Origin of the sequence: Eikenella exigua (assembly GCF_008805035.1) — a bacterium.
Lineage (GTDB): Bacteria > Pseudomonadota > Gammaproteobacteria > Burkholderiales > Neisseriaceae > Eikenella > Eikenella exigua.
Map to the genome: position 1 here is coordinate 707,361 of NZ_CP038018.1, position 19,098 is coordinate 726,458.

General features: G+C 56.7%; 32 protein-coding genes. 3 read left to right on the forward strand and 29 right to left on the reverse strand.

Going from position 1 to position 19,098, the window contains the following annotated elements; all coding sequences use genetic code 11:
* Positions 1 to 88 precede the first annotated feature (88 nt).
* The 3 genes from EZJ17_RS03760 to terL all read right to left on the reverse strand — a co-directional run bounded on the left by EZJ17_RS03760 (position 89) and on the right by terL (position 4,719).
* Positions 89 to 1,426 carry a phage head morphogenesis protein gene (locus EZJ17_RS03760; protein ID WP_151086161.1) on the reverse strand — a complete coding sequence of 446 codons (1,338 nt, stop codon included), beginning with the start codon at positions 1,424 to 1,426 and terminating at the stop codon, positions 89 to 91.
* The gene (locus EZJ17_RS03765; RefSeq protein WP_428840653.1) at positions 1,416 to 2,999 is read right to left on the reverse strand and encodes a DUF935 domain-containing protein; all 1,584 of its coding nucleotides are present in this window, start codon (positions 2,997 to 2,999) and stop codon (positions 1,416 to 1,418) included. Before EZJ17_RS03765 ends, EZJ17_RS03760 begins: the two co-directional genes overlap by 11 nt.
* A 91-nt stretch (positions 3,000 to 3,090) precedes the next feature.
* Positions 3,091 to 4,719 (reverse strand): phage terminase large subunit, encoded by a 1,629-nt coding sequence (terL, locus tag EZJ17_RS03770; protein WP_167508166.1) that lies wholly within the window; start codon positions 4,717 to 4,719, stop codon positions 3,091 to 3,093.
* Between the two features lie 12 nt (positions 4,720 to 4,731).
* Between terL and EZJ17_RS03775 the strand changes: the two genes are divergently transcribed.
* On the forward strand, positions 4,732 to 5,232 hold the full coding sequence (locus tag EZJ17_RS03775; RefSeq protein WP_151086166.1) for a hypothetical protein: 501 nt from the start codon (positions 4,732 to 4,734) through the stop codon (positions 5,230 to 5,232).
* A gap of 6 nt (positions 5,233 to 5,238) precedes the next feature.
* Complete coding sequence (locus EZJ17_RS03780) at positions 5,239 to 5,436, forward strand: hypothetical protein (protein WP_151086168.1); 198 nt, start codon at positions 5,239 to 5,241, stop codon at positions 5,434 to 5,436.
* On the opposite strand, the gene EZJ17_RS03785 is transcribed toward EZJ17_RS03780, so the two are convergent.
* From EZJ17_RS03785 to EZJ17_RS03905, 26 genes are all read right to left on the reverse strand, one after another.
* A complete protein-coding gene (locus tag EZJ17_RS03785) occupies positions 5,433 to 5,933 on the reverse strand; it encodes a DUF1804 family protein (RefSeq protein WP_151086170.1) in 501 nt (166 codons plus the stop codon). The two genes, EZJ17_RS03780 and EZJ17_RS03785, sit on opposite strands and share 4 nt — an antisense overlap.
* Before the next feature lie 16 nt (positions 5,934 to 5,949).
* On the reverse strand, positions 5,950 to 6,183 hold the full coding sequence (locus tag EZJ17_RS03790; RefSeq protein WP_151086172.1) for a hypothetical protein: 234 nt from the start codon (positions 6,181 to 6,183) through the stop codon (positions 5,950 to 5,952).
* Positions 6,180 to 6,464 (reverse strand): hypothetical protein, encoded by a 285-nt coding sequence (locus EZJ17_RS03795; protein ID WP_151086175.1) that lies wholly within the window; start codon positions 6,462 to 6,464, stop codon positions 6,180 to 6,182. Before EZJ17_RS03795 ends, EZJ17_RS03790 begins: the two co-directional genes overlap by 4 nt.
* Entirely contained in the window at positions 6,451 to 6,810 is a 360-nt protein-coding gene (locus tag EZJ17_RS03800) for a hypothetical protein (protein WP_151086177.1), read from the reverse strand. Before EZJ17_RS03800 ends, EZJ17_RS03795 begins: the two co-directional genes overlap by 14 nt.
* Positions 6,803 to 7,003, reverse strand: a complete 201-nt coding sequence (locus tag EZJ17_RS03805) for a hypothetical protein (RefSeq protein WP_167508169.1) — start codon at positions 7,001 to 7,003, stop codon at positions 6,803 to 6,805. The genes EZJ17_RS03800 and EZJ17_RS03805 overlap by 8 nt, the downstream gene beginning before the upstream one ends.
* Position 7,004: 1 nt before the next feature.
* A complete protein-coding gene (locus EZJ17_RS03810; RefSeq protein ID WP_151086179.1) occupies positions 7,005 to 7,439 on the reverse strand; it encodes a hypothetical protein in 435 nt (144 codons plus the stop codon).
* Positions 7,414 to 7,773, reverse strand: a complete 360-nt coding sequence (locus tag EZJ17_RS03815; protein ID WP_240746212.1) for a hypothetical protein — start codon at positions 7,771 to 7,773, stop codon at positions 7,414 to 7,416. The genes EZJ17_RS03810 and EZJ17_RS03815 overlap by 26 nt, the downstream gene beginning before the upstream one ends.
* Before the next feature lie 82 nt (positions 7,774 to 7,855).
* Positions 7,856 to 8,386 (reverse strand): N-acetylmuramoyl-L-alanine amidase, encoded by a 531-nt coding sequence (locus EZJ17_RS03820; RefSeq protein ID WP_151086182.1) that lies wholly within the window; start codon positions 8,384 to 8,386, stop codon positions 7,856 to 7,858.
* 78 nt (positions 8,387 to 8,464) lie between these two features.
* Positions 8,465 to 8,935 (reverse strand): Mor transcription activator family protein, encoded by a 471-nt coding sequence (locus EZJ17_RS03825; RefSeq protein WP_067525833.1) that lies wholly within the window; start codon positions 8,933 to 8,935, stop codon positions 8,465 to 8,467.
* Positions 8,925 to 9,341, reverse strand: a complete 417-nt coding sequence (locus tag EZJ17_RS03830) for a gp16 family protein (protein ID WP_151086186.1) — start codon at positions 9,339 to 9,341, stop codon at positions 8,925 to 8,927. Before EZJ17_RS03830 ends, EZJ17_RS03825 begins: the two co-directional genes overlap by 11 nt.
* A 64-nt stretch (positions 9,342 to 9,405) precedes the next feature.
* The gene (locus tag EZJ17_RS03835; RefSeq protein ID WP_151086188.1) at positions 9,406 to 9,681 is read right to left on the reverse strand and encodes an HU family DNA-binding protein; all 276 of its coding nucleotides are present in this window, start codon (positions 9,679 to 9,681) and stop codon (positions 9,406 to 9,408) included.
* A gap of 76 nt (positions 9,682 to 9,757) precedes the next feature.
* The gene (locus tag EZJ17_RS03840; protein ID WP_151086190.1) at positions 9,758 to 9,958 is read right to left on the reverse strand and encodes a hypothetical protein; all 201 of its coding nucleotides are present in this window, start codon (positions 9,956 to 9,958) and stop codon (positions 9,758 to 9,760) included.
* 4 nt (positions 9,959 to 9,962) lie between these two features.
* Positions 9,963 to 10,847 carry a recombination-associated protein RdgC gene (locus tag EZJ17_RS03845; RefSeq protein ID WP_151086193.1) on the reverse strand — a complete coding sequence of 295 codons (885 nt, stop codon included), beginning with the start codon at positions 10,845 to 10,847 and terminating at the stop codon, positions 9,963 to 9,965.
* Positions 10,837 to 11,151, reverse strand: coding sequence for a hypothetical protein (locus EZJ17_RS03850; protein WP_151086195.1), 315 nt, complete (start codon positions 11,149 to 11,151; stop codon positions 10,837 to 10,839). Before EZJ17_RS03850 ends, EZJ17_RS03845 begins: the two co-directional genes overlap by 11 nt.
* Positions 11,152 to 11,163: 12 nt before the next feature.
* Entirely contained in the window at positions 11,164 to 11,397 is a 234-nt protein-coding gene (locus tag EZJ17_RS03855; protein ID WP_151086198.1) for a hypothetical protein, read from the reverse strand.
* A 1-nt stretch (position 11,398) separates the two neighbouring features.
* Complete coding sequence (locus EZJ17_RS03860) at positions 11,399 to 11,938, reverse strand: host-nuclease inhibitor Gam family protein (protein ID WP_064105034.1); 540 nt, start codon at positions 11,936 to 11,938, stop codon at positions 11,399 to 11,401.
* Positions 11,932 to 12,321, reverse strand: a complete 390-nt coding sequence (locus EZJ17_RS03865) for a hypothetical protein (protein ID WP_151086200.1) — start codon at positions 12,319 to 12,321, stop codon at positions 11,932 to 11,934. Before EZJ17_RS03865 ends, EZJ17_RS03860 begins: the two co-directional genes overlap by 7 nt.
* Positions 12,287 to 12,817, reverse strand: coding sequence for a hypothetical protein (locus tag EZJ17_RS03870; RefSeq protein ID WP_151086203.1), 531 nt, complete (start codon positions 12,815 to 12,817; stop codon positions 12,287 to 12,289). Before EZJ17_RS03870 ends, EZJ17_RS03865 begins: the two co-directional genes overlap by 35 nt.
* Positions 12,814 to 13,131: a hypothetical protein gene (locus tag EZJ17_RS03875; RefSeq protein WP_151086205.1), complete on the reverse strand. Its 318-nt coding sequence runs from the start codon at positions 13,129 to 13,131 to the stop codon at positions 12,814 to 12,816. Before EZJ17_RS03875 ends, EZJ17_RS03870 begins: the two co-directional genes overlap by 4 nt.
* 2 nt (positions 13,132 to 13,133) lie before the next feature.
* Positions 13,134 to 13,361 carry a hypothetical protein gene (locus EZJ17_RS03880; protein ID WP_151086208.1) on the reverse strand — a complete coding sequence of 76 codons (228 nt, stop codon included), beginning with the start codon at positions 13,359 to 13,361 and terminating at the stop codon, positions 13,134 to 13,136.
* Between the two features lie 159 nt (positions 13,362 to 13,520).
* Positions 13,521 to 13,814 (reverse strand): hypothetical protein, encoded by a 294-nt coding sequence (locus EZJ17_RS03885; RefSeq protein WP_151086211.1) that lies wholly within the window; start codon positions 13,812 to 13,814, stop codon positions 13,521 to 13,523.
* Complete coding sequence (locus EZJ17_RS10270; protein ID WP_153716906.1) at positions 13,814 to 13,966, reverse strand: hypothetical protein; 153 nt, start codon at positions 13,964 to 13,966, stop codon at positions 13,814 to 13,816. The genes EZJ17_RS03885 and EZJ17_RS10270 overlap by 1 nt, the downstream gene beginning before the upstream one ends.
* Before the next feature lie 18 nt (positions 13,967 to 13,984).
* Positions 13,985 to 14,875, reverse strand: coding sequence for an AAA family ATPase (locus EZJ17_RS03890; protein WP_064105028.1), 891 nt, complete (start codon positions 14,873 to 14,875; stop codon positions 13,985 to 13,987).
* A gap of 65 nt (positions 14,876 to 14,940) precedes the next feature.
* A complete protein-coding gene (locus EZJ17_RS03895) occupies positions 14,941 to 16,959 on the reverse strand; it encodes a Mu transposase C-terminal domain-containing protein (RefSeq protein ID WP_167508170.1) in 2,019 nt (672 codons plus the stop codon).
* A complete protein-coding gene (locus EZJ17_RS03900; protein ID WP_067527395.1) occupies positions 16,952 to 17,431 on the reverse strand; it encodes a hypothetical protein in 480 nt (159 codons plus the stop codon). The genes EZJ17_RS03895 and EZJ17_RS03900 overlap by 8 nt, the downstream gene beginning before the upstream one ends.
* 65 nt (positions 17,432 to 17,496) lie before the next feature.
* Positions 17,497 to 17,775, reverse strand: a complete 279-nt coding sequence (locus EZJ17_RS03905; RefSeq protein WP_067527397.1) for a helix-turn-helix domain-containing protein — start codon at positions 17,773 to 17,775, stop codon at positions 17,497 to 17,499.
* 204 nt (positions 17,776 to 17,979) lie between these two features.
* Here EZJ17_RS03905 and EZJ17_RS03910 point away from each other — a divergent pair, with 204 nt between their 5' ends.
* Complete coding sequence (locus EZJ17_RS03910; protein ID WP_067527399.1) at positions 17,980 to 18,795, forward strand: S24 family peptidase; 816 nt, start codon at positions 17,980 to 17,982, stop codon at positions 18,793 to 18,795.
* The last annotated feature ends 303 nt before the right edge of the window (positions 18,796 to 19,098 follow it).

Genomic DNA, 19,098 nt, shown 5'->3' on the forward strand with positions numbered 1-19,098 from the left:
TCACAAATAGGCAGGGGTAGTTTCCAACTGGTAAAGGTTATGGTTTCCCCATATTATGCGGGTTCGAATCCCGACGCCCCTGCCTGTTTTACTTCATTCCTGCCGGGGCTTTCCCCCAAACCAGTGTATGCTGGTTCAATGCTTCTTTCCAATTCGTGATCCTGCCGCCGGTTCGCACAATATTCATCATCTCTTTGCTCTTTCTCTCCGGCTTATCCACCAACAATACCAATTTGCCCTGCTCGGTCTCATAAATAAACCATAATGTCGGATTTTTGGCATTGGTTTGCACATACACCGAGTCCGGCTTCAGCAGCAGCTCCGGTACACGCCGGATAATGGCTGCATCCAAAGCCCGACCGCTTGCCGCCTTGCTGTCGCGCAAGGCATGGGTAATGTCCGCATCCCCCATACTGATAACAGCCGACTGAGGCATGATGTTGTGGGCGGCCAGCGCATCCAGCAGCTCGGTGTGCAATACGCCCACATGCATTATGCGGTTGCTGCCGTGGCCGCCGGCGGCCAAAAAATCAAAGCGCCTGATAAACTCATCCGACAACGCCTTAAAAAAGGCCGGCTGTTTCAGCGCCTCGCCCACCGACATACTCGCCAACCGCGGCGGCAAATCCACCGCCCGTTGCATCTGCAACTGCCCCAGCTGCGCCAAGTGCCGCTTACCCACGTTGCCGTCAAAGCCGCGGTCGGCCATAAAGGAGCGGCCGTCGGCCAAACGGATGGCGCGGGTCGATTCGGTGTCGCCCGCTTTGTTCACCACGCGGTACACCTCTTCCAGCCGCCCCTCGCTGTCGGCCACTTCCAGCCCGCGCCGGGTCAAATCGGCCGCGCTGTAGGCGGTTACCGCGCAGCGGCAGTTAAAGCCGTTGGGCGGGTAAAAGGTATCCCAAAATGGGTCGTCGATGTGGTACACCTGCCCGTGCAGCTCACGGTGCAGCGGGCGGGTGCGGTTGTCCATAACGGCGGTGTATTGCAGATAAGGCATGGCGGCACGGTTGTCTTGCAGCTCCTGCCAACGTCCGGCCATATACGCATTTTGCATATTGGTGCGGTAAATCACCTCCAAGCGCTGCGGCGTGATGCCTTTGCCCAGCAGCTCGCCGGTGGCGGCATCCACCATATCGCCTGCCTGATCCAGATGCAGCCCCTTAGCCGTCAGCTGCCGCTCCACCGCATCCCTAAATTTGGCAAACGGCGTGCCCTTGGCCGCCGATTCGCCCAGTGCGCGGTGGATGTCGGCTACCACATCCTGCCGGTAGATGCCGGCGATGGTCTGTGCCTTGGCCGCTGCTTGTTGCATCCGTTGCGGCCAATCGGTCGGCACCGTGTAGCCCAAAGTCTCAAAATAACGGATGGCACGCTCCGGCGGCAGGCCGAAGGCATAGGCCAAATCCACTTGATTAGCGCCCACCGATCTGCCCCCACAAGTCCGCCACAAACAGCACGCGCCCCAGCGCCTCTTGCAGCTGTGCGGTGTCCAATTGCGGGTAGGCCGCCAGCAGGCGTGCCGCCGCATCCTCGTAGCTGCCGCCTTCGGCGATGGCTTGGCCGAGTTGCTTAATCAGCGGTTCAAGCAGTGCGGGCAGATCAGTATTTTTCAGGTAGCCTGCAATACCGTCGTCCAACGCCAGCTGGTCGGGATAGATGATTTCGCCCTGCCGCGACAAGGCTACCTGCCGGTAGCGGCTGGCCTGCGCCTGCCGTAGTTCCGGCTGGGCACCACGTATGGCCAGCATGTCTTGGTCGTCGGCCGCCTGCGGGATGGCCAGCTTTTCGTGCGCCCATTCCAGCGGGATTTTCATGCCGAGCTGCACCAATTCGGGCAGCGCCTCGGCATACAGCTTCATGTCTTCCGGCTGGCGGGTGTCAAACTCAAAATAGGGGATGTTGGCCGGGTCGGTGATGCCCTTGTTGAGATACAGCAGCGGCGCAATCAGCTGCCGGGTCAGCGTGGCCGCCAGCTGCTTAGCATCAGATGCCAGCAAGTCATGCCGCACCTCGTTGTGGATTTGCCCCAGCGCGTTGGTGCTGGTTTTGCCGTCTGCCTGCGTGGTCAGCGTGCCGCCCAAGATGATTTTGGATTGGGTGCGCTCGCACCAGTCCACCATGCTCATAAAGGTGTCGCCGCTGCCGCTGGCCGCGTCCAACAGTTCCAGCATCATGGTTTCCGGGATGATGCCGGCCGCATTGTGGCCGATGCCCACCAGCGCGTTAAGCAGGGTGGTTTTTTCTTTGTCCGATGCGCCGGCCGGGTATTTCCCGAGCCGCACCGGCAGGCCGTAAATTTCCAAAAACTCGGCCAAGTCGCGCACCGAATAATTTTTAAACAGATACGGCCACGCCAGCGAGCGCATCAGCCCGCCGCGCGCCAAGAAGCCGCTGCGCGCCTGATGGCGGTGCACAATCCAGCCCAGCGGCCACAAGTCCTGCGGCTCCTGCCCGTTCACGCCCAGCAGTTTGAGCTGGTTGTGTTTCAGGGTAAACCAACCCTGCGGGCGGTGGGTAAACTTGGCCGGCAGCCATAAGCCGTCCACCTGCTGCCAGCTGATTTCCACCGCGGCGAAGCCGTGGCCGAGCGCATCCAACAGGTCAAACAGCAGCGCCTCAAAGTCTGGCAGGCCGTAGAGCCAGCCCGCCACCTCTTCCGCCAGCTGCCGCCCGGCCTCATCGGCATTTTTCGGAGCGGATACCCGCCAATCCAAGCCGGTCAAAGCGCGTTTGCGCTTGCTCATCTCGGCAAAGATGTGGCCGTCTTTTTCCTCCATATCGGCAAACAATTCCGACTGCGCCGTGATGTCGCCATCTTCCGCCCCTTCTAAAATCTGGTGCAGCTTTTGTGGCGTCAGCCCCTTGCTCGGATGCTCGCCGATGGTGCCGCGGGCTTTAGCCAGCTGCGCGGTCTGCTCGCCCTTGCGCGGTGCTTTCGGCGCAGGCTCAGTGTTGCCTGTAATAGCGGATAAAACGGCGGTAAAACGGGATTTGATAGACATAATTAAGCGGCAAGATGCAGTTAATCTTGCCGCTATTGTCAGATGTAAGGCCGTCTGAAACCGTTTGAGCCGCCTCAGCGGGTTGTTACCAAGCACCGCTGCCGAAAGTCAGCACCCCGTTGCTGTCGTTGTGGCGCGGCACGGCGGTGTAGTCAATCGCGCCGAAGCCGCTTTGTGCCAGCATCCACAGCATATGCAGCGCATCTGGGCCGTCGTCATGGTCGGCCATCGGAAAATGCCGCAGCTGCTGGATCAGCGTGCTTTGGCTGGCATGCAAGCGGATGAGGCCGTTGGCCATATGCGGTTGCAGGCTCTCAATCCTTAACAGCTTATCCGCCACCGGCTTGATGCCGCGTGCCGGAATCGGTACGCCAGCCGCCGCGCCGCGTTTCACCAGCTCTGTTTTTAAAAACTCTTGGAACTGTACCGTCTCGATGCCCCACAGCAGGCAATGGTATTGCCGTTGCAGGGCGATGATGTCCTCAATGATGCGGTCGGGCAGGCGTTTTTTAATCTGCGCCTCCACCACATCCAGCACACCGGTACGCTTGTTAAATCCGCCCACCAGCAGCGCCGACGGGTCGCGGCTGGCACCGGCCTTGCCCAAACTCGGGTCGCAGGCGCCGAAAAACAGCCACTCGCTATCGCGCTGCACCCAAAAATGCAGGCTGTTGGCAAACGGCGCGGCATCGCCGGATACCGGGTCGTTTTGGTACTCTGAATCAAACGCCGCATGCCCCACGCGGGCGCGGATGGTCATCAGCTCCAGCACCCCGCGCGCCGCCCAACTGGTAACCGCGCCGGCTTCCATTTCCGCGCGGTGGGCGCGGTAAAACGCCAACGCCATTGCTTCGCCCTCGTTGCGGTACAGCTCTTCCCACTGCTCCCACAGCGCCATATTGTCCGGCCAGCGGATCATAGCCTGAAATTTTTTACGGTGCCAAAACGGGTTGTTTAAAGTGCGCGCCAGCACGCTGTCGTAGTGCAGGATGGTGCCGATGTAAATCACATCGTATTTCATGCCCACGCCGCCCAAAGGCAGAATGGTTTTGTCCAGCCAGTCGTTGAGCTTTTTGCGCTGCTCCGGGCTGCGCACCTGCTCGTCGTTCTCGATATCGTCCAAGATAGTTAAATCCGGGCGGTAAGGGCCGTGTCGCAGGCCGCGCAGTTTTTTACCCGAGCCCGCCACCTGCACTTTGATGTCGTTGGCAGTCACAATCGTACCCGCCTGCCACACCCGCCCTGCGCCCGCCGCCTCCGGGAAGTCGGTCAGTAAGCGCGGGTTATAAGCCAGCTCGGCCTTAATCGCCTCGAGCATCGGGTAGGCTTGGTCGATACTGTCCATCACGATTACGCAGTAATGCTTCTGCGCGGTTACGATGCAATACAGGGTAAACAGCTGGGTCACCAGCGTGGATTTACCCTCGCCGCGCGGCGCGCCTGTCGCTTCCGGCACACCCTTCGGCTCGCGCAGGATTTCAGGTAGCCTCGTAAACAAAAACTCGTGCAGTTGAGATTTGTCCGCCGTGTGCACATAATGCGGGAAGTAGGTATAAACAAAGTATTCGAAGCCACTTAGCGGGTCGAATACTTTGGCCCGGCGCTCCGCGATGGCCGCCGGGGTCGATTCAAAGCCTACCACTTCCGCCTCGATGGTGCGCCGCAGTTGGTCGGCGATAGCAGAGAGGGATTTTAGAAACTCTTTATTTTTCATGGAGGTACAATAATGAGTTGGATGGATAAAGATTTACAGAAACAGATACTTTTAATTTTGCAGAATAGCTACCTCGAGCCAATTTCTATTCCTGAGCTAGTAAAAGAAATTTGGCCAGATGAAGCATCTATTAATGTGACTACTGAAAAACTTCTTCAGAACATCAAATATCTGTATGACCATAGTCTAATTTCTTCGAAAGACATAAACTCTACAGTTCCTATTTATGCCCTAGTCGAAATTACACCCAAAGGTATTGATTATCTTGAGCCAGATGGAGGACTCTCTGCCTCTCTTGGGGTAATTACAGTCAAACTACACAGCGACACCATACAGCAACTATTGGCTGACAAAATCGAACAGGCTAATCTTCCGAATGAAGATAAGAACAAATTAATAAAAACCATATCAGGCAAATTTGGAGATGCTTTTTTAGCAAAATTAGCAGAAAAGGCAATTGAACAGATTCCTGCTGCTACCGTAGTAACCTTTATTCAATCAATCATAAATTAACAGGAAATGATGATGAATCTTGGTATCGTACTCTCCGAAATCTTGGCTGAAGCAGAATACACCCCTTCAGAAATAAAGGAATTGCTTGCTCAAGCTGGCTATGATGTATCACTTGAGAAATTAACCGATCATCTAAATTTGCTAGTCACTATTGGCTCTGCCCGTAAACATCCAGATGGCAAATTTAGTACATTACCTTTCTAACCAAACCTCTTCTCCACCTCCGCCCCAAACGGCTCCAGCACCTCTGCCAGTGCCCCCAGCTGTTTGGGGTGTTTTTCCGATACAAACTGCACCAGCAATTCCACCACTTCCAGCGCGGTGGCCAGCTTGCTGGTTTCCGGCAGGATTCTGGCATTAGCCGCCACGGTCTTGTTATAGGCATCGGCCAAACTGGCCAACAGCTTGACCTTTGCCGCCGGGCCTAGGTCGCCGTCCTGTTGCAGCAGTTCCATGGTCGAGCTGTATTGTTGCAAGAAGCCGGCCATCGTTGCCCGCCCCAGCTCCTCGATGCTACCGCCGGCCAGCGTGTAGGCGGCACGCATTTTGTCCCAATCGTCGCCGCGCTCGCGCGCCTGTTCGCGCCAGCGCCGCGCGGTGGCCTGCGTGGTGCCGCACATCATCGCCGCCGTCTCCAGCGTTTGATTGCCGGATACATACAGCTGGCGCAGGCGGTCGCGGGTTTCTTTCGGGTGAGCCATAGTCAATCAATCCAAATTAAAAGCCGAATTTAGCGCGGATAAAGGCAATGCCGGTGGCCACCACGCCGCCGCTCACCGCGCCGGATACCGCGCCGGCCAAGCCGCCATTAGTACGGGCGATGCGCTGGCAATCGGCCTGTATTTCGGCCAGCCGTTTGTCCATCGCTTCCTGTTTGGCAATGGTTACATCCTGCTTGGCGCTGATTTCGCGCAGCATTTCCACAACCGGGTCTTGGTAGGGTTTACTCATTTTTTGTCGGCCTTTTCGTTTAATTTATCGCTAACCTCTTTGAGGTCGCTCTTGATTTCCCGCAACAACTCCAGCACTTCACCCTTGTATTCTCGGGCTTCGGCTTTGGTTTGATAGACTTTCTCCACCTCGTGCAGGCGTTCGCGCAAAGCGTGATTCTCGGCTTGCACGGAATCAAACTTGCCGTCCACCTTGCCGATGTAGCGCCACAGCACTGTCATCACGATGCCGATGGCGCCCTGAAACACATAATCGATGGTTAAAAATTCAGCGGCCATCATCGTCTCCGTCAAATACCACGCAGCAATCGATGCCCTCATCGGTGCGGCTGCTCACATGCAGGCACGGTCGCTTGTCCTGCACATCAAACTCCACGTCGCCGCATTCGGCTAGGGCGGCCTTGACGGCTTGATACTGCTCTTTGAACGGGAGGCGGCATGGCAGCACGGTAAACACCACGCCGAAATTCAGAGTCATGCCCATACGGTAGTCCCATCCGCCTACCGACAATTTGCGCTCCACTGCCAGTACAAACGGCTCCTGCTCGCGGGCACGGGCAAGCCGCATCTCCATGCCGGCATGACATACCGACAAGCGGCGCTGTACCAGTTCGCGGTATTTACTCACGATGCGCCCCCTGTCCGTTGCGGTACCACTGCTGCCAGCCGGATGCCTGAGCATCACGCTTGCCGCACCACAATCCGTACTCGGCGGCATGGTTGAGCAGGGCTTCCGGGCTACCCGAAGCGGGCGGCGCGGGGCGTTCGTAATCCGCCAGCAGTTCCGCCGGAGCGGGCGGCAAGGTCGGCCGCTCCACCATTTTAATCGACGCTGTAACCGAAGGCTTGGCGGTAGAGCCGCAAGCTGTCAGCGCCAAGGCCGCTATGGCAGCCGCCAGCACTGTTGTCGCGTGCAATCGCATGGGGTATCTCCTGTTTGATATGGGTGGTTTGACTGTCTAGGCGGCGGTTGGCTTCGGCCAGCTTCACGGATTGGCTTTGGGCAAAATCAACCCATTTCTGCCGCTCCGCCGCTACTTCGGCCAGTTTGGCGCTGTAGGCGCGTTCCGCCTCCAGCTGTGCCTGTTGGTGTGCGGCGGCCACGGCGGCCATCTCGGTTTTGGCTTTGCCGTCGCGGTTCAGGTAGCCTGCGCGGTAGCAGGTGGCCGCCACAGCCAGAGCCAGCAGCAGCGGCAGCAGCTTTTTCCACAGGCTGCCTGCGGGCAGCAGCTTACTCAGTAGGGGCATCCACATCATTTTCGCGCTCCGTTTCCTGTTTGATGGCCGCCAGCTGCGGGATAACCGATAAGCCGCGCCGCACCAAGGCAAAACCGCCCACAATGCCGCCATAAGCCCACCACATCCACTCCACGGGCTCAGGAGCCATCACAAACTTATAGGTCATGACCGCATAGGCGATATTGGTCCAGATTTTGGTGTGGCTGGCCTGCCCTGTAGCCGGGTTGGTAAAGTTACCGGCCAGCCAAGTGCCAAACTTATTCATCGTTTCGCCTTTCTGCGCCGCTTGGCCGCCCGTTTGGCCGCTGCCACGCCGCTGCACTTCCAGTTCGGCAGCGGCTGATCCATCCACACATCGCGCCGTGGCGGCAGGTGCGGGTGGGTGTGCTTTGGCAGGCTGCCCAAAGCCAAAGCCACCAATGTTTTCTTCAGGCTCATGCCGCCACCTCCGCCGCAATCGCTTCGGCCACCGCGCGGCAGATGCGCCATTTGGTCTGCTTCCACTGCGCAAGGTCGGCATCGTTGCTGATAAAAAACGGCTCTAAGATAATGCCGCCCGCCTGCGCATAGGCCAAACGGCTGTGCTGCCCGGCGTTGTCGGGCTTGTAGCCGCCCTCGCCGCGCAGTTTCCAACCACTGGCAGCGGCCACCGCCGCGCATATACGCTGGCAGGCTGCCTTGTTTTTCAGAATGGAGAGCGCCTCAATGCCCGTCGCCTCTTTCTTTGCGGCGGCATTGGTGTGAAATTCCACCGCCAAACGGCTGCCCTTAATCAGTTTCACCGCCTCGCGCAACGGCATATTGCCCTTGCCCTCGCCGTCGGTTTTAACCTCCAAGCCGTAATCGGTGCGCAGGATAGAGGCCACGATATTGCGCATATCCTGCGCGATGTCCGCCTCGCGGTCGCTGCCGTTCACGGCACCCGGGTCGGTGTTGGAATGTCCGGCTGTAATGGTAATAAACATGATAAAAACCCCAGTGGTTACACTGGGGTTATTGTCCAACGGCAGGCTACCTGAAAATGCTTGAGGCGGCTCACACGGTTAAAGCAGCGAGATTTGCCGGCTCTCCGGCGGCGGGGCATTGTCGGTCTTTTTGAGGATGTCCCACACCGTGCGGTCGGTAAGGTGGTGGCATTGCGCCAAATTCTGCACCGCCCAAAACGCGGTCATGTTATCGCGGCTCACCAGCTCGTCAAACTGGCGGCGGATTTTACGGTGCAGCAGCTCTCGCACTGCCCGTTCGCATTTCGGCAGCCACAGCCGCTGGCGTTGGCCGAAGGCGCGGCACAGCTTGTCTGCCGCCTGTTCGCCCACCACTTCCGCCAAGGCAGCGTGCGTAGCCTGCCCGGCACGCTTCACATTGCAGGACACCGGGAAGGTGGTGCCGCCGTAGGCGCGCAGCAGCGCAAGCGTCGGCTCGGCGCCAATCAGCCCCACCATCTCCATTACGCTGTCCGGCAGCAGGTGGCGCACCGCATCAAAATCCGTTTCATCGTAGTGTTCAAACGACATTATTTTCCCCTTTCCGGCGGTTGGCATAAATCTGCAAGGCCGCCACCAGTTTGTGCAATTTATCATCCGGCAGCCAATGCACTTGGTCCACGCCAAACATCCGTTTGGCCATCCCGTGCGCATAAGCCCAAGTCAGGCCGTTATCCAGCAGCAGCGCTTCCACCTTGCCGATCATCTTGGAGGCCGAGCGGCGCGGGCTGGGGCGGCGCCCCATCGGGCGGCTGGCGGCAAAACCCTGCCGCTGCATGGCCGCGAGCACTGCTTCCAGCTCGCGCAGGGTCATCTTGGCGCAGGAGCTTTTGCCCGTTTCACGGTGCAGCAGGGCGCGGTAGGTGTCGTCGTCCAAGCCCAGTTGCGCTTTGCCAATGTGGATTTTGGCTTTCAGTTTGTTCAGATTGGCCTGCATTTTTCAGGTAGCCTCTTGTAATGATCCACTCATGCCGCCGCTATGCAGCGGCATGGATTGAGCATCACTGATTCACCAGCTCTTTGAGCTGCGCGCTTGGCTTAAACCGTACCTTGCGTTTGGCCGCCACCTGCACCGGCTCGCCGGTTTTCGGATTGCGGCCGGTGCGCGCCGCCGTCTCGGTTACCTCAAATACGCCGAAGCCGTTTAGCGGCACCCGTCGGCCGTTGGCTAAAGCCTCGCGGATGGTATACTGCACCGCCAGCAGCGCAATTTCGGCTTCGGCGCGGCTCATCTTGCCGTGTTCGGCGATAGCCTTAATTAAATCCGGTTTATTCATGATTTAAACTCCTATTGAACTGTTTTAAACTGCGGCAAACCGTGCCGCTCGGGTTTCGATTTTTCAGGTAGCCTGCTTACTGCTTAAGCTCTGGAACACCCTGCACTTCCTCACCACGTAGGCGAGCGTTGGCATTGATGGTCATCATCGCTATGGCGGCATAATTCTGTGCCGGGGTATTCTTTTGAGATATGCCTCGTACCATAGGTACGTCACTGGTACATCCGATGTCCAGCATATTTCCCACGTCTTCGATGGTAATAATTACTTTTGCCATGTCTTTACTCCTGCCAACCGCCCAACAATTCGGCCAACTCATCCAGTATCATAGCCAGCGCATTTCCGGCGATGATTTGCGAGGCGGCGGCCAAATCAGAGCCGCTGTCGCCGTGGCTCTGGGCATCCTCCTGTAGGTGGTCTAGGTAGCGGATGCGTTTCAGGGTCAAATCCTGCGTCAGCACCAACACCACGCGCTCGCGCCACACCAAACCAAGCTCGACTACGCGCTTGCCGCATTTCACATGCTGCACCACCTCTTCGGCAGTCACGTCTTCGCGCTTGATGCGTATTTCCGCGCCCATATCGCCCGCGCCCACCAAAGCCACGTAGTCGTCCAGCTCAAACTGCCCGTCGGCCTCGCCGCGCAGCAGCCATTGGGTCATCAGTTCGGATGCGGAGCGGCGGGTAAAGGTGGGCAGTGCCCGCAGCCCACCCAATGCTTCACGCAGATGGCTCAACAGGTTTTCGGCTTTGTTGCCGGTTTGGTTAATCAGCAAGTAGCCGCCAACTAAGACTGCATCAGTGCGGCTGGCGCGGGTAAAGGCCCGCGGCAGCAGCTCGTCAATAATCTGCTCTTTCAGCTCCTGCCTTTCCTTGCGGCCGACTTTACGGGCTTCCTCTGCTTCGATTTTGGCGATTTTTTCGTCCAAGACGGTTTTGATGACCGCACCAGGCAGCACCCGTTCTTCGCGCTTCAGGGAGATGCCGAGAGTTTTGTCTGCGGCAAATACCAGCTCGTCACCAAACGGCTGCGGCACGGCAAAACCGTCGGTAAACCAATCCAGCCCGCAGGGCGGTGCAAAGCGGTGTTCGTCCAATGCGGCGGCTAAAACGGCCGCATCCGGGGTTTCAGGTAGCCTGTAGGCTTGGCATTGCTTAAACCACATCTTTTTGCTCCTCATCGTCGGTTACACATTTGTTGCCGTTTATCCAGCCTTCTTGGTAATCCACCTCTCCGGCTTTAACCTGCACTGCATGGGCTTTCACTTCGTCCCAATCCATGTTGTTGGCTGCCCAGTCTTCGATTTCGTATTCATGCGCGGTAAACAGCTGTTCGGTTTCGGCTTTAACCTTCTCGCGGTCTTCGCCGCAGCGCTCGGCGTAATAATCTGTTCGGGTATCGGCGATAATTTGGGTGGGCACGCGCCAAACCGAAAAATCGGGCATTTCTACTAAAAGATATTTCTTCATTTTTTCAAGCTCCTACATAGCAAACCAAATTGCGGCACTGATGGCAAACCATATAGCCGCCCAGGCAAACCACCAGCGGCCTTCTCGGCGGTAGGCTTCAGCCGTGGCACAGTAGTGCTGTGCCAACTCCAGCGCGCGGTAGCCGTAAGTATTGATGGTGTCGGACACATCAATTTTCAGGGTGCAGTTGATTTCTCTGCCTGCTTTATCGGCGCAGGACTTGCCTTCATTCAGCATTACAGCCATCTCACACCCCCGCTAATTCCGGGTCGCTGGGTTCGATCACGATTTTTTCCACCCCGCTCATGATTTTGATACCCGGCACCTGCCCGTCGGCAAACAGCTCGGCCTCGTTGAGGATGGCCTCCTTATTGATTTCCTCTTTCAGCCGCACAAAGCGCGCCAGCGCAGTCTTTTCCTTCAGGTAGGCCAACACCGCCGCCACACCGGTTACGCGCACGCTGGGCGGGTCGGCACGCCATTTCACGATGCCGGTTACAAAATCCACGGTCTTGGTTTTGTAGCCTTCGGTCAGCTCTTCGCGGTTGGCTTCGCAGTAGGCCTGCACACCGCCGGTGAGCTCGGCCAGTTCGGCGCGCAGCGGGTCGGCCAGCTCGTTGTATTCCTGCTCGATGGCCGCCTGCTTGTCGCCCATCTCGGCTTCCAAGCGTTTTACTTCGCGTGCCAAGTCGCCGATGCGGCGGATTTGCGCCGAGGCTTCCACGCGGCTCTGCACGGCGGCCGTCAGCGCGGCCTGTTTAATGCGGGTTTTCTTTTTCGCTACCATTGCTTTTTCCTTTCAAAGATTTCAGCGATTATTTGATACAGTTTTTTCAGGTTTTCCCGTCCCCGGGCTTTTTCTTCCGGTGTGAGTTGCCGTTTGTGCTCCAACTTCGGCGGCTCCGGCCTCGGCGGCAGACACCTAATCAGCATTTTGGGTGTCGGCCAGCGTTCGATTTCGGCAAATAACCGGGTAAATCCCGCGGTGATTCGCCCTTTGTCCAACTGTTCGGCCCAACTGATATTCACTGAGGCGATGGCCTCCACCCATACGCTGGCCGTCAATTTGATGCCGTCGGCGGGCGGCGCACCTTCCAGCCGCAGCATCATCAGTTTTTGCAGCCCGGTCAGCAGCTCATCGCTGACAAACTTGGGCAGTGGCTTGCTCATTTTTCATTTCCTCCAGTTGTTGTACGGCATCCACCACTTTGCTTCCCCGTGGCCGGCTGCCGCCGATAATGGCCGGGGTGGCGGTGCCGTCGTTGATGGATACCGGCACCGATGCCACATTGCCCGCCCAACCGGCGATAATCTCGTACAGGTAGCCGTGGGATTTGAGCGGGGTTTTCAGGCGGCCGCTGTCGCGGGCGGACAGCACCTCGTTAAACGCATAAGCCCAGGCAGCCACTGGGGCGGGGTAGGACTGGCCGTTACGGTAAATCTGCCCGGCTTGGATGTCCGGCAGCAGTTCGGCCATCAACGAAGCCATGCGAGCTTGAGAGAGCGCGGACTTGTTCGGGCGAAACAGGCCGAGATATTTCACTAACCCCAGCGTCATCGCCCCGCCGATATTGGCCAACGTCCACAAGCTTTGCCGCGCCTGTTCGTGGGCAATCAGCGCATCGAGGGAGTTTTCCGCGCCGCAGCACGGGCAACGGGTTTTCATGCTGCCGCTCCTTGCTGCTCGGCATCCAGCCGGATAAAGGTGTCGATGTTTTCGCGCTCGGCTTGCAGGGTAAATGCCTTGTCTTCGGTGCTCATGTCGCTGGGGTAATCGCGCAGAATCATCCAATCGAGCCGGGCAGTATCGGAGTTGGGGATAAGCTCCAACCCGGAAACAGGGAAGTCTTCCACTTCAAGGGCGTCATCAAACATCACGTTTACATAGTCGTATTCGTCCACTGCTGATAGCACTACGCCAACAGATGTCGGCGTGGGAAAACACCTGACCTTATCGCCAAATTTAAATTGCCGTGTCATTTCTAAGCTCCTAACTTCTTCATCATCTCATCACGCCTTTTTTGCGCCGCTGCGCCGATGGCTTGATAGTGTTTGCAAGCCACAGCCTTGCGTGACCAATAGCGGCTGATTTCGCCTTTGGCGCAGGGCGCAAAGCCAAACCTCAACATCGGCGTCGGCCTAGGCTCTTCGTCTTTCCCCGGCTCGCTGGTTTTCCAGTGGCGGCAGCGGTAGCAGGTTGGTTCGGTCATTTTCAGGTAGCCTTTATCCGCCATACCTTTTCCGTTTTGCTGCTGCCTGTTCGGCTTGTTCTGCCTGACGCGCCTTGCGCTGCAATATCCGACGTTCCATCAATTGCAACTTAAATTCCTCATCGCTCAAGTTGTAGCCCCGTCTAATCGGTCGCCTAATCATGGTTTTACCCTTTCGGTTTCAGGTAGCCTGTCGGTGATGGGCTCATACACGATGCCGCTCATCCGTTCTTGGTCGCTCATGCGGCTGTAGGCCACTTCCCATTGCGTTGCTTCGTGGTCGGCCTGCTGTTGCAGGGCGGCCATGCGGTCGGTTGCCGGCTCGGTCTGTACCAGCACCCTGTTTGCTGCCGGCTGCGGGGTGCAGCTGCCGGTCATGGCGGCATAAGCCAGCGCAATCAGTGTGCCCACCATCCAGCGCCGCAGTGCCGGTTTTAAGCTGTCTTGCCACATTATTTCCTCCCGTCTTTGATGCCGCGGAGTACAAGCTCAATAGCCCAGCCCACCCCGAAACCCACAATCGCAATGGCAAAGGCCAAAGTGAGCGCCGCGCCTATCACGCTGCCGAAATTAGCTTGGTTAAACCATGTCCAAAATTCACACATTTTTCATCTCCTCTTTGCTTAGTGAATCAACATCTCGGCAAACTGCCGTACCATTTCCACGGAGGGTTCCTGCCGGTTAATCCGGGCAAGCCGCACCACACCGCGCAGCATCTTGTCTAGCCGGCGGGCGTTGCCTGCGGCGGTGCGCACCAGCTCGGCGGCGGCCTCCTCATCCATATCCGGCATCGCTTGGGCCACAATCTGCGCCAAGTCTTCATCCGGCACGCTCTCGCCCAAATCCAACTTAAAGGCCATGCGGCTGTAGAGCTGTTTCAATTCGCCGTTTTTGCCGCGCAGGTTGACCAGCAGCCTAGGCATCCCGGCCAACACCAAGCCGCAGCCGGTTTTGTCGTGCACGCGGCGCAGGCATTCCAGCGCCCGCAGCGGCAGGTTTTCCGCTTCATCCACCAAGATAATGCGGCCACTGTCTCGCAATCGGCCTACCACCGAATCCATCAGCTCGTTCAGGCTGCCTTTGCCCTCTGCGCCAAGCATGGCGGCCAGCTTTTGCAGTAGCACTTTGGCGGTATAGGTCGGATCGGTCTCAATCATCAGCGCGTCGGGTGCCTGTTTGCAGTATTCGCGCAGCGAGCTGGTTTTGCCCAAGCCGGCCTGTCCGAACAGCACCACTGCTTCGCCTTCCACATGTGCCAACCGCAGCACATCGCGCACCCGCTTGGCCGTAGTCGTGAGCACATAGTCCACCTCCAGCTTTCTTTCGGCTTCGCGCTCGCGCTGCTTTTGCAGATAGGCGGCAATCTTGCGTTCGATTTCCTGCACATTGCCCGGGTATTTGCCGTGCAGGTATTGGTTCACCACGGGCGAGGTGACGCCCACGGCACGCGCCACCGCCGATTGCGAGAGGCCGTTATCGCTGATATAGTCTTGTAAATCCTGTCTGATGCTCATCTTTAAAATCCTTTTAAATAGGGGTTTCAGGGTTTCAGGTAGCCTGTTGCCGCAGGCTGCCTGTTTTACTTCGCTTGCTGCCGCTCCCATTCGTCGCGGTCGCTTTCAAACATAAAAATCTGAGGTTTTTTCGCCGGCACGGGTTCGTAGTTCCCATTGCCAACCAGCAGGCCAAAATCGGGCTGGTGCTCGATGGCCGGGCGGGTTTCTTCTTTCGCCAGCCGGATGGTGTTTTCGGCGCGTTTGATGCGACCTTTGGCACGTTTTTCCGCCAGCTGGTCGCGCACCGTAATCGGCATAGCTGCGCGTTTGTTGCCGTCCACCTTGGCTTTGCACACAAAGCTGCCGTCCATCTTGTACACATACACCCACTCGGCATCGTCGTAGTCGTAGGCCACCCGCACGTCTTCGCCGTGCAGCTCGGCCAATTCGGTCGAAAAATACACATTGCCAAACAGCTCAATCTGTCCGCGTGCCGCCTTGCGCACTTCCTGCGGCCTAAACAGCACGTCCAGCTCCGCTTCGGCCAGCAGGTCGGGGGCGAGGTTTTCCTGCTGCATCCGCAGGTCGCGGTATTGCAGCGGGGTGTAGTGCACGCCCTCGGCGTTTTTCGGCAGCTCGCTGTGTGGCCGGTTGTTGTAATCTGCAATACACTGCATCACATCCGCCATAAATTGCTGCCAGCTCGGCAGCTTGGCCTTGTAGCGCTGCTGTTCGGGTGTCAATTCCTTGCCCTGCCGCCATGCGTTAAACGCGCTGTCCATCTTGCGGTAGAGCAGGTTTTGCGTGCTCCGATCCATGCTGGAGCCGGTAAAGGTTTCGTATTGCGCCGCCAGCCGGATCAGGTTGTCTTGCCACCATCTTTCGATGATGCCGCGCCCCTGCGGGTTGCCCGGCAGGCCGGTTTCGTGGTGGATGCCCAGCCGTGCGGTTAAGCCGGTGATTTCATGGTCAATGGTTTTGCCGGTTTGGCCGCCGCCGTTGTCGGAGTAGTACATCAGCGGCACGCCGTTGTGCTTGATGCCGATACGCAGCGCATCTGCCACCGCCACACAGCTCTCGGCGAGCGAAAAGCTAAACCCCACCACCATGCGTGTGCAGCCGTCGATAATCACAGTCACCTCGGGCTTAAACGGTTGCCCGTGGATGGGGTGCTGCACCTTGGCTTTAAAGCTGTGGCCGTCGCCGATCCACACATCATTTGGCCGTAAAGCCTGCCAGTCGCGCCGGATATAGGGCAGCAGCGATTTGTAGGCCGCACCGGTCATCCGCCCGCGCTGCTGCATAATCTGCGGCAGCTTTTTCCACACCCGCCGCACCGTATCCAAGCTCGGCAGTTCGTAGGCCGGTTGGGTAACCAGCCAGCCTTTGGCAAATTCCTGATAGCTGTGCGCCAACTTCGGGGCGCTCGGGCGGCAGTGGTGCGCCATAAAGTCGGCCAGCCAGGCAATCTGCACCACCGGTGTCTCTTTTTTGGTCGGGCGCGGTGCCAAGGCAGCCAGCCGCTCGTTGGGCGAAGTGGCGGCACGGTAGGCCGCTACCCAGCCTTTCAGGGTGCGCACACTGATGCCGCGTTGGTTGTTGGCGCGGGCATTGGCCACCGGCACCAAATAAGCCAGCGATTCCGATAACTGCCCACTTTCCACCTGCCGCACCACAAACTGCACCGCATCCGTAATCCCAAAGCCGGTTACCTCATGCAGCCGCAATACCTCCGCCGCCAGAGCCATCCGCGCATGGGCGCAGTCGCGCTGCTTGTCGTTCAAGCCCATCGCATAGTCGTCAATCGGTAAACCCAACTGCTCCATCCGCCGCACCGCCACCGGCCGCTTGGCCTTAGCCACGCTCGGCAGCATCGCCGGCTGTGATTGAGCCAGTAACTGCGCCGCCTGCCGCTCCCGTACCGCGGCTTGGATGGTTTCAGGTAGTCCGGCCACTTGGTATTCCACGCCGCCACCGCGTTGTGCACGTCTGCGGCTCGGCCAATATTCGCGCTTAGCTTTATCGGAGATACCTTTAGGGGTTTTAGGCAGAGAGGGGATGCTGAGCTGCGCTAATTCAGCCGCACTTAAATATTCACTCATGGCTTTCATCCCCAAAATCCAATTCCGGATTGCCAGCCTTTTTCACGTTCTCGCGCTGATAGGCCAGTAAAGCCAACACATTGGTTAAAGCTGCAATGGTCTCGTCTACACCGCTGCCGTCTTCGTGCCATTTAGCCAACAGCGCCAAAGCCTCGGCTGTTTGGCTCTGTACTTGTGCCATATCCGCCACCTTGCCCTTGCGGCCACGCGGGATTTCAATCACCACCCGGTCGCCATGCAGCACACTCAAATACTCGCTGATAAAGCGGCTGCCGGTCAGCGCCTCAAACTGGGCTATCCGATTGAGTGGCAAAGTGTTATCCAACAGCCAGCGGTAATAGGTTTTAAGCTCCACCCCCATCAGGTCGGCCATCACTTTAGATGGACGGTGCTGTTCCTTAGCATGCCGTTTGGCCAGCTCAATCGCATGGTCTAGAGAGGTGGCTTTCGCCTGTCGTCTGATGGTTCTCATGGTAAAAATTTATCAATCGAGAATTTAAATTCGTGATTTTTTAGCCTGTTATCCGTACAATACATTTATGCATTACACGCACGGCGCAATACAGGCTGGAAATTTCGTGCCGCATACCGTTGTGGCCAAATTTGTTCTGGCTTCATGCCCAGCGCATCAGCAATGACCCGTTCGCTTTTGGGATAAGGTTTGACTAAGGCGCCATAAAGGGTGGTTGGATGCACGTTGGCTTGTGCTGCCAGTGCGCGAATTGACCAACCCCGTTTTTTCAACGCAGCGATGATGTCTGCACGGTGCCAATCCAAAAGCTCCGGTGTTACTTTTTGAGCTGTATTTTTTTTCATCTTAAATACCTATTTTTTGTCAGTTGGGGAATTGACTAGATGTAGGTATTATAGCGTTAAACTTAAAATTAGCAAGTAGAATTTATAGCGTTAAACTTAAAATTTATGAGATTTTCTTAGGTTTGGTTATAAATTTATGATTTAAAGAATAAAATATTCTAAGATTAACGTTATAGCTGTTTATAGGTTGAGGTTAGTCTTCGTATGGAAAACTTTAACGTTGAGTTTGCGAAGCGCATGGAGATAGTTGTGAAGAGGCTTGGTAGCGTCTCCGAACTAGCAAGAAGAGTGGATGTAGCCTACCCAACGGCCACAAAATGGGTTAAAGAGGGTGCAGAGCCCAGCACCACCAACCTGATCAAAATCGCTGACGCCTCTCAAGTGAACTTGTTATGGCTGGCCACAGGGCAAGGTGCTCCCTATTTAGAAGGAGAGCAAAGTATTTCTGACGAATTAGAGCAGGAAGGGCAGCGAATACTGCAAGAACAGTTGGAGAAGACTGATCAGATAGTAAAAAGCCTTCAAGAAGCTAGGCGCATAAGCCGGATAGGCAGCACTCAGCCATTAGATGTAAATGGGAATGCTGTCGATATTGATGAATTTGTCTTTATCCCGTTCTATGATGTATCTGTATCTGCTGGGCAAGGCGCTTGGGTGGATAACGACCGGCCAAAATCCTGCCTCGCCTTCCGCCGCGATTGGCTAGAGAGCTACATTACATCTGATTTTTCCACGCTGACGGTGGTCATGGTTAAAGGCGACAGCATGGTCGGCGTGCTAAATGATAAAGATGCCATCTTGGTAGATCACAGCCAAACCGAGGCTTCTGATGGTCTGTATGCCTTGCGTATCGGCAACGAGACTTTTGTCAAACGCGTTCAACGCCTGCCTGATTCTTTGCTGATCACCAGTGCCAATCAGGAATATCAGCCGTTCACGGTACCACTGGAAAATGGGGATGCCGCCAGCAGTAATGTATCTATTATTGGTAAAGTGGTTTGGCTTGGCCGTGCTCTTTAAATGCCCGCCTCCTGATAAAACCATAATTGCTTAAATTCTGCTTTAAAAGCGTTTAATCCCCACTTATTCTGGTGCAAAAGATAACGCATTTTTTATCAAACTAAAGCAAAAGCTGGTGCAAGTTTTTTCTCGCACCAGCTTCGCTCAAATCCGCACCTGATAAAGTTTTCCGCCGTTTTTTGCCTCCGGTCATCCAAGTGCAAAAATAACCACCTCCCCACAGTCAGTTTTTCTTTTAGAGCAACAGGGGTAACGAAAAACAGTAAGCCAAACAGGAAGATGCTGTAAGTGTATAAGCCGATT